12 protein-coding genes and 1 pseudogene are annotated in these 16946 nt (G+C 26.3%); 9 read left to right on the forward strand and 4 right to left on the reverse strand.

The window, feature by feature from the left end; genetic code table 11:
- Positions 1 to 5: 5 nt before the first annotated feature.
- The 3 genes and pseudogenes from R4I97_RS08520 to R4I97_RS08530 form a co-directional block, all read right to left on the reverse strand.
- The gene (locus tag R4I97_RS08520; protein WP_335784634.1) at positions 6 to 1679 is read right to left on the reverse strand and encodes a restriction endonuclease; all 1674 of its coding nucleotides are present in this window, start codon (positions 1677 to 1679) and stop codon (positions 6 to 8) included.
- 37 nt (positions 1680 to 1716) lie between these two features.
- Positions 1717 to 3393, reverse strand: coding sequence for a tetratricopeptide repeat protein (locus R4I97_RS08525; protein ID WP_335784635.1), 1677 nt, complete (start codon positions 3391 to 3393; stop codon positions 1717 to 1719).
- An 89-nt stretch (positions 3394 to 3482) separates the two neighbouring features.
- A pseudogene (locus R4I97_RS08530) lies at positions 3483 to 5359 on the reverse strand (methyl-accepting chemotaxis protein).
- 276 nt (positions 5360 to 5635) lie between these two features.
- Between R4I97_RS08530 and R4I97_RS08535 the strand changes: the two are divergent.
- The 9 genes from R4I97_RS08535 to R4I97_RS08575 all read left to right on the forward strand — a co-directional run bounded on the left by R4I97_RS08535 (position 5636) and on the right by R4I97_RS08575 (position 16059).
- Complete coding sequence (locus R4I97_RS08535; protein ID WP_335784636.1) at positions 5636 to 6589, forward strand: HTH domain-containing protein; 954 nt, start codon at positions 5636 to 5638, stop codon at positions 6587 to 6589.
- Positions 6590 to 6595: 6 nt separating this feature from the next.
- On the forward strand, positions 6596 to 7465 hold the full coding sequence (gene prmC, locus R4I97_RS08540) for a peptide chain release factor N(5)-glutamine methyltransferase (RefSeq protein ID WP_335784637.1): 870 nt from the start codon (positions 6596 to 6598) through the stop codon (positions 7463 to 7465).
- A 461-nt stretch (positions 7466 to 7926) separates the two neighbouring features.
- Positions 7927 to 9234, forward strand: coding sequence for a Na+/H+ antiporter NhaC family protein (locus R4I97_RS08545; RefSeq protein WP_157145603.1), 1308 nt, complete (start codon positions 7927 to 7929; stop codon positions 9232 to 9234).
- A gap of 20 nt (positions 9235 to 9254) precedes the next feature.
- The gene (gene mtnK / locus R4I97_RS08550) at positions 9255 to 10457 is read left to right on the forward strand and encodes an S-methyl-5-thioribose kinase (protein ID WP_147732114.1); all 1203 of its coding nucleotides are present in this window, start codon (positions 9255 to 9257) and stop codon (positions 10455 to 10457) included.
- A 17-nt stretch (positions 10458 to 10474) separates the two neighbouring features.
- On the forward strand, positions 10475 to 11527 hold the full coding sequence (locus tag R4I97_RS08555; protein ID WP_335784638.1) for an S-methyl-5-thioribose-1-phosphate isomerase: 1053 nt from the start codon (positions 10475 to 10477) through the stop codon (positions 11525 to 11527).
- Positions 11528 to 11614: 87 nt separating this feature from the next.
- Positions 11615 to 12658, forward strand: a complete 1044-nt coding sequence (locus R4I97_RS08560) for an NAD(P)-dependent oxidoreductase (RefSeq protein WP_157145606.1) — start codon at positions 11615 to 11617, stop codon at positions 12656 to 12658.
- 25 nt (positions 12659 to 12683) lie between these two features.
- Positions 12684 to 14210: an FGGY-family carbohydrate kinase gene (locus R4I97_RS08565; RefSeq protein WP_157145607.1), complete on the forward strand. Its 1527-nt coding sequence runs from the start codon at positions 12684 to 12686 to the stop codon at positions 14208 to 14210.
- Between the two features lie 13 nt (positions 14211 to 14223).
- Positions 14224 to 14862: a class II aldolase/adducin family protein gene (locus R4I97_RS08570; protein WP_147732111.1), complete on the forward strand. Its 639-nt coding sequence runs from the start codon at positions 14224 to 14226 to the stop codon at positions 14860 to 14862.
- A gap of 24 nt (positions 14863 to 14886) precedes the next feature.
- Positions 14887 to 16059, forward strand: a complete 1173-nt coding sequence (locus R4I97_RS08575; RefSeq protein WP_335784639.1) for an iron-containing alcohol dehydrogenase — start codon at positions 14887 to 14889, stop codon at positions 16057 to 16059.
- A gap of 51 nt (positions 16060 to 16110) precedes the next feature.
- On the opposite strand, the gene R4I97_RS08580 is transcribed toward R4I97_RS08575, so the two are convergent.
- Complete coding sequence (locus tag R4I97_RS08580) at positions 16111 to 16890, reverse strand: DeoR/GlpR family DNA-binding transcription regulator (protein ID WP_302279246.1); 780 nt, start codon at positions 16888 to 16890, stop codon at positions 16111 to 16113.
- Positions 16891 to 16946: the final 56 nt, after the last annotated feature.

Raw genomic sequence — 16946 nt, forward strand, 5'->3', positions numbered from 1 at the left:
TTTATTTAAAAGATTGTGCCCTTTAGTAAATTATTTAATTGTTTTCTTGAATAAATTGTAACAATTTCACTGTGTATAGCATAGCTCTTAGCACTGCTTGTTAATTCTACAGGTACTATTAATACTCCCTTTTTTGCTCCAGAATCTTTTACTTTTACAATAAAATCTCTTAATATCAATTCTCCGACATTAGTATTATGCCAACGTTTAATAGAAATAAATGTTAAATTATATTTTCCAGTTTCATTATCATAAGCAAGATAATCTACTTCATCTATATTATCATCAGGATTATCTATAAACTCTTGTACTATAGTATAAGAAAGTTTATTAGTTACTATATTCTTACATAGCTTTTTAAAATCACTAAAAGTTAAATTATATATTTTATCTACAATATCATTATTTGAGTTATTAGAGCTTAGTTTGTTTTTATTATCAAATTTAATATTATGACTTATTTTTAAGCTTAATAATATATTTTCTGTATCTATTGAGCTTTCATTATTTTTTGGTACTAAAGTATTGATATATTCAAAGTTAATAAAACTATTTTCCCAAATTTCGACAGTGTTTTCCCATTCATTCAAATTTTCCTTTTGTATATAGTCTTTATAATATTCATGCTCATAAACATTATCTAATTTACGATTTCCTTTATTAACTTGTAAATTAGCTCTATATACTTGATATAAATATCCTAAAACTTCATTTAGCTTGTAATTTTTAGATATATTAGAACTGAATTTATTTATTACCTCAAAATATTTTATAGCATCTTCTATATAACCTAAAAAATAGGAGTAAAATCCAAAATCAAAAATTAATTCTTCATATATAGTTTCTAATTCATCTGTTTTTAATGTAGATTTTATTTTTCTATATACATCTTTGAACTTTTTTTTATCTCCTAACTTATGCAAAGTAAATAAATACATTCTATTATAATAAATTATCAAATTTTTATCTAAATTGCTGCTATTATTTAAAAGCTCTTCTATATATTCAGTAGCATATTGAAGTTTATCAGTAAATAAGTACATATATATTAAAGCTTTTCTTATTTCTATTAATTCATTTTGAAAATTAATGGAATCTTTATCTATTCTTTTGTCTAAATCTTCTAAGAAAGTAATTACTTTTTCGTAATTTTTTATATTATAGTAGGAATACACCGCAGCTTTTAGTTCGTCTATATTAAATTCTCTTCTAGACATAGTAGCTTTATTAAAATAATTGCATGCAAATTGATATTTTTTTTCATTAAATAGCGTATATGCTACTTTTATCAAATAATGTATATTTGTCGGTTCTAAATTCGTAATAATTACATCATATTTAAAAGTATCTTCTTTATAATTTAATTCACAGCATATATTTTCCATTCTTTTATACATTTTAATTTTTTCATTATCATCAAAATAATTAACAGACATAAGAAACTCATATTTTTTTAAAGCATCAAGAATGTCCCCATTTTCATCTTTAATTAGAGCCAATTTATAAATAGCATTATAATCATTTGGATTTTTTAATAACCTGCTGTTTAATTCGTTAATAGTATTTTTTATAGATTTGCTATTTTTTCTATAAATATTATTATTTATAAATAAATATAATGCTATTATAAATAGCAATAATAATAAGAATATAAAAACATATATATATATATTTTCCATAAATAAATCCTAATATACAAATCCAAAAAATATCAATTTAGAATATTTCACCTTTAAGTAAATTATTAAATTGATGCTTAGAATATACTGTAATACTTTCATTATGCGATACATAACTTCTTGCACTTTTGGTTAATTCAGCAGGAACAATTAATATTCCATTTTTAGCTCCAGATTCTTGCACTTTCATAAAGAAATCTCTAATGCTTAATTCTCCTATATCAATTTTTTTCCATCTTCTAAAAGATATTAAAGTAAGTTCAACTCTTGCCATTTTATTATTATAAGCCAAATAATCTATCTCATCTCCTTTAATTTTATCAGCACTATCTATATATTCTTGTACTATAGTATAAGAAAGTTTTGATGATATTATATTTTGGCATATTTTTTTAAAATCTGAAAAGCTCAAATTAAATATTTTATCAATCTTATTGGAAGGAGCAGAAGTTTTTTGGTATTCTTGTACATTATGGTTTACTATATCATATAGTTTGAATTCTTTTAATACTTCTTCTATATTCATAGTTTTTTTTGTTTCTACTAAATTGGATATATAATCTAAATGTATGAATGAACTTTCCCATAAACTAATAGCTTTTTCCCAATTATCTATATATTCTTTTTTAATATAATTTTCAAAATTATCATTTTTATATTTTGAATCATATATTTTTTTCTCTTCATAGAGTTTAGTTAACTGAGAATTAGCTATTTCTACATTTCGTAAATATTCTAATATATTATCTATATTAAAAACATTATACAATTCTATATTGAAAGATTTTATTATATTAAAATAGTTAATGGCAGATTTTATATCTTTTAGAAAATAGCTGTAAAATCCATAATCAAATATTAAATCAGCGATATCTATAGAATCATTATTGATTTTATACATATCTATAAGTTTATTATATATTTCAGTAAATTTTTTATTATCGTCCAACTTATACAATATAAATAAATAAATCTTATTCATATAAAGTCTGTTGTCGCTATCTATAGCCTTATATATAAATGCCTCTTCTATGAAAGTTTTAGCTATATTAATTTCATCAGAAAGTATATATATAGAAACTAAAGATTGCATCAACTTAGCAATGTCAAGTTTATATTGGTTTATATCCTTACACATTTTTTTGTATAGTTTTTCAAGATAAATAATAGTTTTTTTATAATCCTTAACTTGGAAAGAAGCAAAAGCAGCATATTTAAAATCTTCTATAGAGAATTCAGATTTTAATACTAAGGCTCTATGATAATATTCATACGCTAATTTGTAATATCCTTCTTCTACAAGTGTATGAGCTACTTTTGTATAATAATATTTGTTTTCAGGCTCTTCTTTATTTATTATTAATGTGTATTTAAATGCCTGCTCTATATCTCCTAATTCTTCACAGATGAGTTCTAATTTTTTATACATTTCTATTTTTTCTTTACTGTTAAAAAAATTCTCATCTAATAGTATTTTATACATACTTACTGCTTTTTCTTTGCTTCCAAATTCTTCTTCTATATTTGCAAGCTGATATATAGCATCATAATCATGTTGATTTTGTTTTAATCTTTTATTTAATTCTTCTATACGTTTTTTTAATGCTTTAGGTTTTTTCACTTTATCTTTTTTTAATATTACTGTTTTGAGAAGCACTAATGTGGCAAATAATAAACCCAAAATAATTAAAGCATAAAGATAAATAATTTCCATAAAAGCACCTATATATAAAAAATAAATATTTTTTTATTATCGCAGTAATAAATACTTTAAAGGTATTTATTACTGATTGTACTATTATATTACTCCTTATTATTTTCTAAGTCTTCTTTATCTATTTTAAAGAACTTCATAGCCTCATAAAGCTCTTGAGCCTGATTAGATAAAGACATAGTAGCAGCATACGATTCTTCTACCAAAGCAGCATTTTGCTGAGTAACACTATCCATATCTGCAACAGCCCTATTAACTTGGTCTACTCCAGTTTGTTGTTCCACAGCAGTAGAACTGATATCTTGCATTATTCTTGCAGTTTCATCTATTTTTACTCTAAGGTCATTGAATATCTCTTGAGAAGTTCTAGCTGAGTCAGTAGCTTTATTAATTTTATCATAAGCATTATCTACTAAGTTTGTAATATCTTTTACAGAAGATTGAGTAGTTTGAGCCAAATTCCTTACTTCAGAAGCAACAACGGAAAACCTTTACCCTGGTCGCCGGCACGTGCAGCCTCTACAGCAGCATTCAAAGCAAGTATATTAGTTTGGAATGCTATATTTTCTATGATGTTTGTAATATCTTTAATTTTAGTACTAGCCTCATAAACTTCTTCTATATTTTTTGTAGTTTCAAGTATGATATCTCCAGCACTTTCTATAGACTGTCTAGATTCAACCATCATTCTATTACCTTGTACAGATTGGTCTGTAGAAGATTTTATAGTGGAAGCCATTTGTTCCATAGAGCTTGCAGTCTCTTCCAAACTTGCAGCTTGCGATTCTGTTCTATGTGATAAGTCATTACTGCCCTGTGAAAGCTCTTGAGCACTGTTTGTAATTTTTTCTACGGAATCTCTTACTCTTATTATAATATCCACAAGTTCCTGGCGCATTGTAGAAAATGAATCAGCTAATTCTCCAAGTTCATCTTTTCGATGTATTGTTTTTTCTGTATTTGTTAAATCGCCTTTAGATATTTCTTTAGATACTTGAATAATTTGTTGTAGAGGGTTAGTGATACTTCTAATATATAATAGTACTAAAATAGAAGATATTATTATAAATATAATACCTATAATTATAGCTTCTATGATAATAGTATATATTTGACTATATATATCAGAATCATCTTTAGCAAGTATTACAGACCATGGCACTCCTGTTATACCATTATATGCTGATGTTCTTGCTGTTTTTGTATTGGCACTTTTATAAGATGGTATAATACCGCTATCTTGTGTTTTTATGACATCATATACAGGAGATAAAGTTACTCCAACAAACTCTTCATCAGATGATAATAATACCATTTTATCATGGTTTGCTACTGTTAATCTTTCGCTTCCCTGAAGAGGCAAAGATTTAATAAATGAGTTATTTACTTTATCCATATCTAAACTTATATATGCTATACCAAGTATATTTCCTATATCATCTTTTATACCGCCCATTAGCATTAAAGAATTCTTTCCTGTAGATAATGATTTTGTTATAACATTATCAAACTCAAAATCATAATTATTTTTTATAACACTTTGATATAATTCAGGATGTATATCAGCAAGTGAAACACCTACTAAATTAGGGTCAGAACTATCTATTAATATATTACCATCAACAGTTGCAATACCCGTATTAGTTGAGTAATAGTTGATATCATTGTAGTTTTTTAATACTTTTTCTAAATTATTTTTCACTTCTATATCGTTGTAGTTTGTTATAAAAGATTGAAAAGCAGCACTTTTTGAATAAGTTTCAATAAGAACACGCTGTTCATGCAGCACTAATTCTATAGTTGAAGAATAACCTTGTACAGTATTTTGAAAACCATTTAAAGTAGCTGTTCTAATACCTCTCGAAGCAGCTATTGTAAGAATTATAGATAATACCAATATAGTTACTATTATAATACAGCTAACCATAATCGGAACTTTTACTGATAAACTATGCATTTTTTTCATAAAAAAATAACCTCAATATTTGTATTACTCTAACTTTTTAAGTTTACTACTATACATTTTCGATTAATTTTTTATAAATTTTAGCTATCGTTAGTACTTTGAAAAAGTTATAAAAATATGTCTATCTATAGTATAGTAATTTTTTTTTAAAAAATAAAGAGACATATAAATTATACAATAATTTTTTATAAAATCTACTAATTTTTACATATTGTTTATTTTTAATTAAAAATGTTGTATTATATATGTAGAAAACAATATAGGAGATTACTTATTATGACATATTATGAAGCGGCAAAAAGAGTTTTAGAGCAAAGCGATGCCCCTATGAGACCAAATGAAATATGGGAGAAAGCTTGTCAATTAGGTTATGATAAACAAATAGAAGAAACTGGCAGACAAAATAATCCAGATTTCCAGATGAGTAAAACTCCGAAATTTAGTATTGGTTCAAAAATATATTCTGATATTAAATATAATCCTGACACTACTATATTTGTTAAAATTGGAAAGGCTAAATTCTTTTTAAAAAGCAAAATTAACAATTCTAATAAAAATTTAGATATTAATAGCTATGAAGAATATTCAGAAGAAATTCCTGAAAATAATACCAAAAAGATATTAGAAGAAGATTTACATGCTCCTCTCACTAATTATTTATACAATATGAAAATATACTCTAAAACTATAAATGCTAATGCTGCAAATACAAACCTAAAAGGAAAAATGAAATGGGGTACTCCTGATATGGTTGGTGTTACATTTAAAGATTATATTAATAAATCAGTATTAAATTTATTCAACAATATAAATATACCTACAACCGAAATTTATGCGTATGAGTTAAAATTGAGTTTGACACTTGCTAATATTACAGAATATTATTTTCAGACATTATCAAATTCTTCTTGGGCTAATGAGGCTTGGCTTGTAGCTATGGAAATAGATGAAAATGATATAGATTTGATTGAAGAGCTAAAAAGATTAAATCAGTCTTTTGGAGTTGGTGTTATAAAATTAGATTATTATAATCCTGAAGATTCTCAGATAATATTTTCTGCCAAAAAAAGACCTTATTTAGATATAGATACTATGCATAAACTTTGCTGTAATAGAGAATTCCAAGATTTTATAGATGATGTTAATGAAATATTAACTGCTAATGATAAATCAAAAAATCATATAATATCAGGCTTGATTAATAACAGAAAGTTTAATAGGGTTAAATAATAAAAAATGAATATAAATAATGCTTCAATAAAATATGCTAAAACTTTAGAGAAAATAAATAATGATTATAAAATTTCATATATAGAAGCACAAACTATTATAATGCATGTTTTAAATATAAATAAAACTAAATTGATAACTGAGGCATTAAGAGAGTTAACTGCAAAAGAGATTAATAATATAGAAGAATTAATTAAAAGACGTCTTAATTATGAGCCTATCTCTTATATTATAAATAAAAAAGAGTTTTATGGGTTTGATTTCTATGTAGATAACAATGTATTAATACCAAGACCAGAAACTGAAGAGCTTGTTGATTTAGTATTAGACTATACGAAAGATAAGAATAATGTCTCTATATGCGATATTGGAGGCGGAAGCGGAAACATAGCAATAACATTAAAAAAAATGTTTATAGAGCAAAATAAAAATATATCTGTTACAGCTGTTGAAATAAGCAGCGGTGCTTTTGAAGTGATAAAAAAAAATGCTATTAATATATTAGGTGATGAAAAATTAATAAACACAATAAATGACAATGCTTTAATTTTTACACCACAAACAAAATTTGATATAATAGTTTCAAATGCTCCTTATGTTGCTTTGAAGGATAAGGATTTTCTTCAAAAAGATTTAGACTTTGAGCCTCAAAATGCATTATATTCTGGATATGATGGGCTTGATTTTTACAAGAGTTTTTTAAATGTAATAGGAAAATATTTAAATTATAATGGAGCTTTCTTTTTTGAGATAGGTTATAATCAAGGCGAAGCATTAATTGATATTTGTAATAATTTCAATATAAAAAACGTAATTGTAAAAAAAGATTTATGCGGCAAAGATAGATTTTTAGTTTGCGAGAGCTTTTATATTTGATTTTTTTATGACTTTTTTATTAAGTTTAATATAAATATTTTAGCTCAATAGTATTTATTTTTTTATAATATTATTTTTTATGATATAAGTTGAGCTTAATAAATATTTATATAAATTATTAAAATTTATTTAAAATTCAATTTGTTTTTATAATAAATATCATTTATATTGTGAAGTTTGATAATTTAATATTGTATTTTTTATATTATAAGTATTCTAATTGTAATATTTAGAATAATTTTTGTTTTTTTAAAAATTATAAAAATACTGTTATTGATATAATAATATTTAATTGTTTAGTAATAAAGCATTGATTTTGAACAAAAATATATAATTTTATCAATTTTACTCAAATTTATTCAAAAATATTCAATAAAATTTTAAAAAAACTCAAATTTTCCTTGATAATTCAATTATTATTACTATACTTAGTTAGTGAATATAAAAAAAAGGAGACTCCTATGGAAGAAAAAAATAAAGGAAGTTTTTTGGGATTAATACCATTAATAGTATTTTTGGTAATTTATATGTTTTCTGGCTTATATACTGGAAGTTTTGAAAACATGCCACTTATGGTTGGTATTCTAATAGCTTCTGGTGTAGCATTATTATTGAACAATAAAAAAGCTGAAAAGAAAAATTTTGAAACCAGAGTTGATATGTATTGTGAAGGCGGTGGAGAAAAAACATTAATTTTGATGGTTTTGATATTTATTTTAGCAGGTGCTTTTTCAGGTGTTGCTTCAAAAATGGGTGCTGTATCATCTATTGTTAATATTGGATTAAGCATTATACCGCCTAATTTAATATTACCTGGTTTATTTATTATAGGATGTATATTAAGTTTTGCTATGGGAACTTCAATGGGTACTGTATCTGCTTTGATGCCTATTGCTATAGATATAGCTAATAAAACTGATATTAATATGCCATTGATAGCTGGAGTAGTTGTTGGAAGTGCTATGTTTGGTGATAACTTATCTTTTATTTCTGATACAACTATAGCAGCTACTAGAACACAAGAAGTAAGTATGAAATCAAAATTCCAAGAGAATATATTGATGGTATTACCTGCTATTATAGTAAACTTTATATTGTTAGTATTCCATCCTGTTGGAGCTATAGACTTAGGAAACCATAGTGATTTTTCTATAATTAATATAATACCATATATTACTGTTATAGGTTTATCTTTAGTTGGTATCAATGTTGTTATTACTATGAGTATAAGTGTTATCGTAGCTATGCTTATAGGTATATTTAATGGCAGTTTCACTTTTGTAGAGTCTTTCAAAATAATTCATAATGGTATGCTTGGAATGGAAGATATGGCTGTAATAGCTATATTTGTAGGTGGTTTGGTAGCTCTTATGAAATATTTAGGTGGAATAGATTGGCTATTATATACTTTATCTAAAAACACAAAAACTTCAAAAGGCGGAGAGTTAAGTATAGCTGCTTTGGTTAGTCTTATAGATGTATCTACTACTAACAACACTATTTCTATAATAGCAGCAGGACCTATTGCAGCTAATATAGCAGATAAATTTGGTATATCTAGAAAAAGAACAGCAAGTATATTAGATTTATTCTCATCTGCTTTTAATGGTATATCACCATTTGCTGGACAATTATTAGTTGCTGGAGGATTAGCAAAAATATCTCCAATTTCTATTATGCCTTATGTTTGGTATTGTATACTTATGATAATATTTGGTATTATAGAAATAATTATAGGTTATCCGCATTTCTTTAAAAAAAATAAATAAAAAAGAGGATGTAAACTAAAATGGAAAGATTTGATTCTCATTTTTTAATGAATACTGAAGATGTGAAAGAATACTGTAAAGATGTAGTTAAATATTTTGCTAAAGATGAAGATTTGGAGGCTGTGGAAATAGGAGATGGAAATATCAATTATGTATTTAAAGTTACTAGTAAAACAACAAATAAATCAATAGTTGTAAAACAATCAGATAACTTTTTAAGATCTTCAGGAAGACCATTAGATGTTCTTAGAAATAAAATAGAGGCGGAAATATTAAAAATAGAAGGATCATTATCTCCTAATCATGTTCCTAAGATATTTTTATATGATGAAAAAATGCATGCTTTATCTATGGAAGATATATCTGAATATAAAAATATGCGAAAAGAATTGATGGAAGAAAAGACTTTTGATAATTTTGCTGATGAGATATCTTTGTTTTTATCTAATGTTCTTTTGCCTACAACAGATTTAGTTATGGATAGGGCCGAAAAAAAAGATAATGTGAAACTTTTTATAAATAAAGAATTATGTGATATTACAGAAGATTTAGTTTTAACTGAGCCGTATTATAACTATAAAAATAGGAATATTATTTCTAAAGGGCAAGAAAAATTTGTAGAAGAGTTTCTATATAAAAATGAAAAATTAAAGTTTGATGTTTGTAAGCTAAGAGATAGATTTATGAATTATGCACAAGCTTTAATTCATGGGGATTTGCATTCTGGATCTATTTTTATTAATCATAAAGGTATAAAGGTAATAGATCCTGAATTTGCTTTCTATGGACCTATAGGCTATGATATAGGAAATGTTATAGGAAACTTATTCTTCTCTTTGGCAAATAAATCTTATTTTTCTGATAATTCTAATTTCTTAAAATGGATAAAAACTACTATAGAAGATACTTTTGATAAAGTAAAAATATCACTTAATAAAAAGTATGATGAAATAGTGACTTTCGATCTTTATAAAAATAAATATTTTAAGGAATATTATATACAATCAATAATATCAGATTCTATTGGATATGCAGGTACTGAGATTATTAGGAGAACAGTTGGAGATTCTAAAGTAATGGAAGTTTCCAGTGTAGAATTAAGTGATAAAAAATTGAAAATGGAAAGAACATTAATAAAGACTGCTATTATGTTGATAGAGAATAAAGATTGTATAGAAGAAGGAAAAGATTTAACAAAAATATTTAATTTTGTATATGAATAATTTGGAGAATATCAAAAATGGAAAGAAAAGATTATGATTTGCCATTTTTACTTAGATATGAAAATGTAGCTTGGTATGAAGATAAAAAAGTTCGTATTTTAGATAGAAGAGCGTATCCTACAGAAATTAAATTTGTAGAGTGTTTTTCCTATGAAGAAGTAGCAAAAGCTATATATGATATGGTTACTCAAAGTGCTGGCCCATATACTGCATGTTCTATGGGAATGGTTTTAGCAGCAAGTCAAGTTGAAAATGAAAGTGAAAAAAAACAGATTGAGTTTTTAACAAAAGCTTCAGAGGTGATATCTAATTCTAGACCTACTACAGCAAATAGATATAGACTTATTACAGAGAGATGTTTAGAAGTTGCTAAAAATGCTTTAAAAAATGGTAAAGATGTAAAAGAAGCTATTTTTGAAGATGCTATAGCCTCTTTAAATAGACGTTATACTATAATGGAAGAGGTTTCTAAATATTTAGTTAGTTTAATACCAAATAATTCTTCTGTATTAACTCAATGTTTTGGTGAAACTATAATTGGTATGATGTGCAGAACAGCTAAAAAAGTAAATAAGACTTTTAAAGCTTATTGTCTTGAAACGAGACCATATTTTCAGGGGGCTAGATTAACTTCTTCATGTTTTTTTGACAGCGGTATAGATGTTACTGTAATAACAGATAATATGACTGCTTATGTTATGAATAAGGGATACGTAGATATATTTACTTCTGCTGCTGATTCTATAACTAGAGATGGCCATATAGCAAACAAAATAGGTACTTTTCAAGCTGCTATTTTATCTGAAAAATTTAATATCCCATATTATGTAACAGGCATACCGGATAAAGATAAATTAAAAGGCGAAGATATTGTTATAGAAGAGAGAGATCCTTCTTTAGTATTGTCTTACAGAGGAATAAAAAATACATTAGACGGAGTAAAAGGAATATATCCTTCTTTTGATATTACACCTCCTAGATTGATTAGTGCAATTGTTACTGATAAAGGAATTTATTCACCGTATAATTTGGAAGAATATTTTTCATCTGAGGTTAAAGATTTTTACTAATTATTTTCTTTTAGCAAAAATCTTTAATAAAAATTATTTATTTTGTGTTTTTTAATAAAATACAATTTGTAAAGGATATAAGTACAAATGGAAAAAATTAATATAATAAATTTCGCTGTTCTTACTGAAAACGAAAAAAATAAATTACAATCTATAGGAAATGTTAAGAATTTCGGCGCAGCTATAGGACAAGAAGCAGATCCTACTGAAGATGATATGATAAATATACTTTCAAAAGAAGAGTTTGAAGTATTAATAGTAAATTCTGCTCCTGTAACCAAAAAAGTTATAGATATACTAAAAAATACTAAGCTTATAATATGCGCTAGAGGAAATCCTGTAAATGTTGATGTTGAATATTGCAAAAATAAATCAATAATAGTAACACATACTCCAGGAAGAAATGCTAATGCTGTAGCTGAGTACACAATATCTATGATTATATCTTCTATGAGAAATATACCTGATTCTATTTTGGCTTTGAAAAATAAAGAATGTACGTTAGATTTGCCATTAGATAAAGTTGATAGAAATAAAAAAGATGTAGCTTGGATGCATCCTAGTTTGAAATATGAGCCTTATTATAAATTTAGCGGTAATGAAATAATAGGTAAGAAATTAGGGCTTATAGGTTTTGGATTTATTGGACAAAAAGTAGCTGAAAAGGCTATGGCATTAGGTATGGAAATATGTGTTTATGACCCATATATACCAAAAGAAATAGTTCATAAATTTAATGCTTCATATATGGAATTTGAAGATATATTAAAAGAATCTGATGTTATAAGCTTGCATGCTAAATCTAGTAACGAGTATTTAATAAAAAAAGAACATTTTAATTTAATGAAAGATTCTTCTATTATTATTAATACAGCTAGGAGTACATTAATTGACAATGATGCCTTAATAGAAGCTTTAAAAAATAAAAAGATTAGATGTGCTGTTTTAGATGTATTTCCATACGAGCCATTATCTTCTTATGATCCTATGTTAGATAATATAGAAGGATTGATATTAACTCCTCATATAGCTGGTGCTTCAAAAGATGTTGTTATACATCAAAGTAAAATGGTTATAGAATCTTTAGAAGCTTATATATGTAAGAAAGAAATTCCTTATTTAGCAAAATAAAATAGAGGTATGGTAAGGAGGTATCATGGACAGTTTTGTATTAGGGTTGGATATAGGCACAACTGAAATAAAAGCTGTTTTATTTTCTTTAGATGGTAAAGAAATAGAAATATCTAGGAAAAAAAATGAAATAATAGAATTGCCCAATGGAATATATGAGCAAGACATGAATGTTTTATGGGATAATTTATGTATTGTAATAAGGAATCTAATAGGAAAAATAGGGGATAAAAATATAATAGGTATTGGGCTTTCTGCGCAGGGAGAAGGCTGCTGGTTAGTTGATGATAAAGGGAAACCTGTTAGAACTGCTATTTTATGGAATGATGCAAGAGCATCATCAATTATTAATGATGTATCAAAAGAGCAGGTAAAAAAATATAAATCTATAACTGGCTCTTTGCCATGTCCAGGTGCGATGAGTTTCATAATAAAATGGTTATCTATTAATGATAAAAAATCTCTGGATAATGCTAAGTATGCTTTATTTTGTAAAGATTGGATAAGGTATAAATTAACAGGAGAATTTTTTATTGAGGAAACAGATACTTCGACTTCGCTTTTAGATTTAGGAAAAAAAGAAGTATCTTCAGAGATATTCGATATGCTGAATATTTCTGAATATTATCGTTTGATGCCTAATTTAATAAATTCTAACTCTGTTGCTGGAAGTATAACTAAAGAAGCAGCATACATGACAGGATTAAAAGAAGGTATTAGTGTATCAGCAGGGTATATAGATGTTATATCATCATGTATAGGAGCTGGGGCTTTATATGAAAACGATGTTTGCTCTATTTTAGGTACATCTTGTGTTAATGAATTTTTATCTAATTCTTTTAATTTATTAGAAGATTCTGTATCTTATTTATGTTATGGAGATGGCGAAAAGTATGTCTCTATAGTAGGAAATATGGCTGGTACTCCTAATATAGATTGGATAACTAATACATTATTTTCAGATGTTGAAAACATATTGAAAAATAAAAGAGAGTTCTATGATTTTATAGATGAAAAAATAAAAGATATACCAATGGGCTCAAATGGAGTAATATATCATCCGTATATAAAAAATTCTGGTGAACGCGCTCCTTTTTTGGATACTAATGCGAGGGCTAGTTTTTTTGGAATAAACGAAAATACAACTAGGTGGGATTTATTAAAAGCTATATACGAAGGTATAGCATTCTCCATTAAAGATTGTTTTCAAAGCTATATACCTAAAAAGATTTTTTTAATGGGAGGAGGCGCTAATAGTACAATTTTAGCTAAAATTATATCTGATTGTATGGGGGTTCCTATAGTTATTTCTAAATCAAAAGAGTTAGGGGCAAAGGGAGCGGCCGTATCTGCTTGTATGGCTACTGGTGTATTTTCAACTTTAAAAGAAGCATTAGATGCTTTTAAAAATGAAACCATAGAGATATATCCGAATGAGAAGAATACGCTATTTTATAATGAATATTTTCAGATATACAAAAATCTAAGGAATTTATATAAAATAGAATGGGAAAGAAAAATAAACATATTAAATAAATTTAAATTATTATAAGGAGTTTTACATTATGAAATATGAAGAATGTTTAGAACAAAGAGAAGAATTAGCTTTTTATATGAGAAGATTATATAAGCAAAAATTAACTACTTGTTCAGGAGGAAATTTGAGTGCTAGATTAGATGAAAAACATATTATTATTACTCCATCTAGTTTAGATAAAGGTTTTATAAAAGCGGAACAAATAGGTCTTATGACTATTGACGGAGAAAATCTTACACCTCATTTAAAGCCTAGTATAGAAACAGGAATGCATTTAAGCGCTTATAGAACTCGTGATGATATAAAAGCTATAATACATGCCCACCCTGTTACTGCAACTAGTTTTGCTGCTATGGATAAGAAAATAAATATTAATTTAACTGGAGAGGCTTTTGTTGTTTTAAAAAAAATAGCTTATGCTCCATATATATTAATGGGAACTGACGGCTTATCTGAAGCTGTATGTGAAGGATTAAAAATTTCAAATGTTGTTATTATGAAAAACCATGGTATTACTACTGTAGGAAATACTTTATTATCAGCTTTTGATAAAATGGAAGTATTAGAAGCAGCAGCTCAAATGACATTAAATACTCAAATTATGGGAAATATTAGTCAGTTGACAGATAAAAATTTGGATGAGCTTATTGAATGGTCTAATAAGTAATAGAAATTAATAACGGAGTTTTCTATGAACAATTTTAACTATTACAGCCCATGTAATATTTATTTTGGTAAAGATACTGAAAATAATATTGGCGCTTTATGTAAAAAACTTTCTGTAAAAAAAGTACTTCTGCATTATGGAGGAGGGTCTATAAAGAAAAACGGTCTTTACTATAAAGTAACAGAATGCTTAAAAAAAGAGAACATAGAGTTTTTAGAATTGCCTGGTGTTGAGCCTAATCCTAAATTATCTTTAGCATTAAAAGGTATAGAGTTGTGTAAAAAAGAAAATATAGATTTTGTATTAGCTGTTGGCGGAGGAAGTGTTATAGATTCAGCAAAATGTATAGCTAGCGGATACTATTATGATAATATATGGGAATATTATTTAGATGGAAGCAAAACTATAGAAAAGGCTTTACCAATAGGAGTCGTATTAACTATACCTGCAGCTGGAAGCGAAACTTCTCCAAATTCTGTTATTACTGAGGAAAAAAGTAAGTTAAAAAGATCCATAGAATCTTCGGCTATTATACCTAAATTTTCTATTATAAATCCTGAAAATACTTTTTCTCTGCCTAAAAATCAAATAGCAAATGGAGTATCTGATATAATAGCTCATTTATTTGAAAGATACTTCTCGCAAACAGAAAATGTAGATTTAACGGATAGACTCTTAGAATCTGCAATTATTACTATGCTTAAGTATGGAAAATTAACTTTTGATAATCCTGAAAATTATGATATACGTGCTGAAACTATGTGGTCTGGTACATTGGCTCACAATGGAATACTATCCCAAGGTAGAACAGAAGATTGGGCAAGTCATAGTATTGAACATGAATTATCTGCTGAATATAATATAGCTCATGGTGCTGGATTGTCTATAGTGTTTCCTGCTTGGATGAAGTATGTGTATAAAGAAAATATTGGTAGATTTTTACAATTTTCAAGAAGGGTATTTAATGTAGATTATGGAGTTGGAAAAGAAGAGCTGACAATAACTGAAACAATAAAAAAACTGGAAAAGTTCTATAAGTCTTTAAACTTACCAATAAAGCTTTCAGAAGTTAATATAAATGATGACAAGATAGATGAAATGACAGAAAGGTTATTTTATAATAGGTCTGAATATATAGGTAATTTCAAAAAGCTTAATAAAGAGGATGTAAAAAATATATATCGTTTAGCATTATAAATTTTATATACCTAAAATCAAGGAGTATTTTATCTGTCATAAATATCTTAGTTAAGATGGATAAAATACTTCTGTTTTTATTGAGTCAAAATACTCTAACCATTCTTTACTTGGCGCTTTGTCTGTGTAAATTCTATCTATATCACTAAAATCAGCTATTTTTATAAGAGAGTCTTGATCAAATTTAGATGAGTCGCATAAAATCCAGCTCTTGTTAGCATTTTTTATCATTTTTCTTTTAATTGGAACTGTTTCTATATTTCCATTAAAAATACCTTGTTTTAGCTTTATTCCTGTACATCCTACTAAAGCAATATCTGCCCTGTATGAATCTAACATATCTATTGTTTCTGAACCTATAACACAATTCTCATTTGACCACCACATTCCTCCGCATAATATAACGGAAATTTTTGAATTTGTTCCAAGTATATGTGCTATATTTGTAAAATGTGTAATTACAGTGCAGCGTTTTGATAACTGCGACATAACATGAGCAACTTGCATAGCGCTAGTAGATGAGTCCATAAATATTGAAAAATCTATATCATTAGGTAACTCTTTTACTATTTCTTTTGCAATAATCCTTTTTTCATTCAAGTTCTTTTGGTATCTTATTCCTATATTATTATTTGTAGCATTAATATTTGAAGAAGGTAGTGAAACTCCACCTCGTACTCTTAATACAAGACCATCTTGCTCCATTGTTTCTAAATCAGACCTTATAGTATTTAATGCAACATTTAATTGTTTAGAAAGCTCTGTTATTGTAATTTTTTTATCTTTTTTTAGTAAGTCTAAAATAATTTCTTGTCGTTCAAACGAAAGCATGTGAATTCCGATATTTATTATATTTTATGCTAATAATTCTATATTATAAGATATCA

The sequence above is a fragment of the Brachyspira pilosicoli genome (genome assembly GCF_036997485.1).
Taxonomy (GTDB): Bacteria; Spirochaetota; Brachyspiria; order Brachyspirales; family Brachyspiraceae; genus Brachyspira; species Brachyspira pilosicoli_C.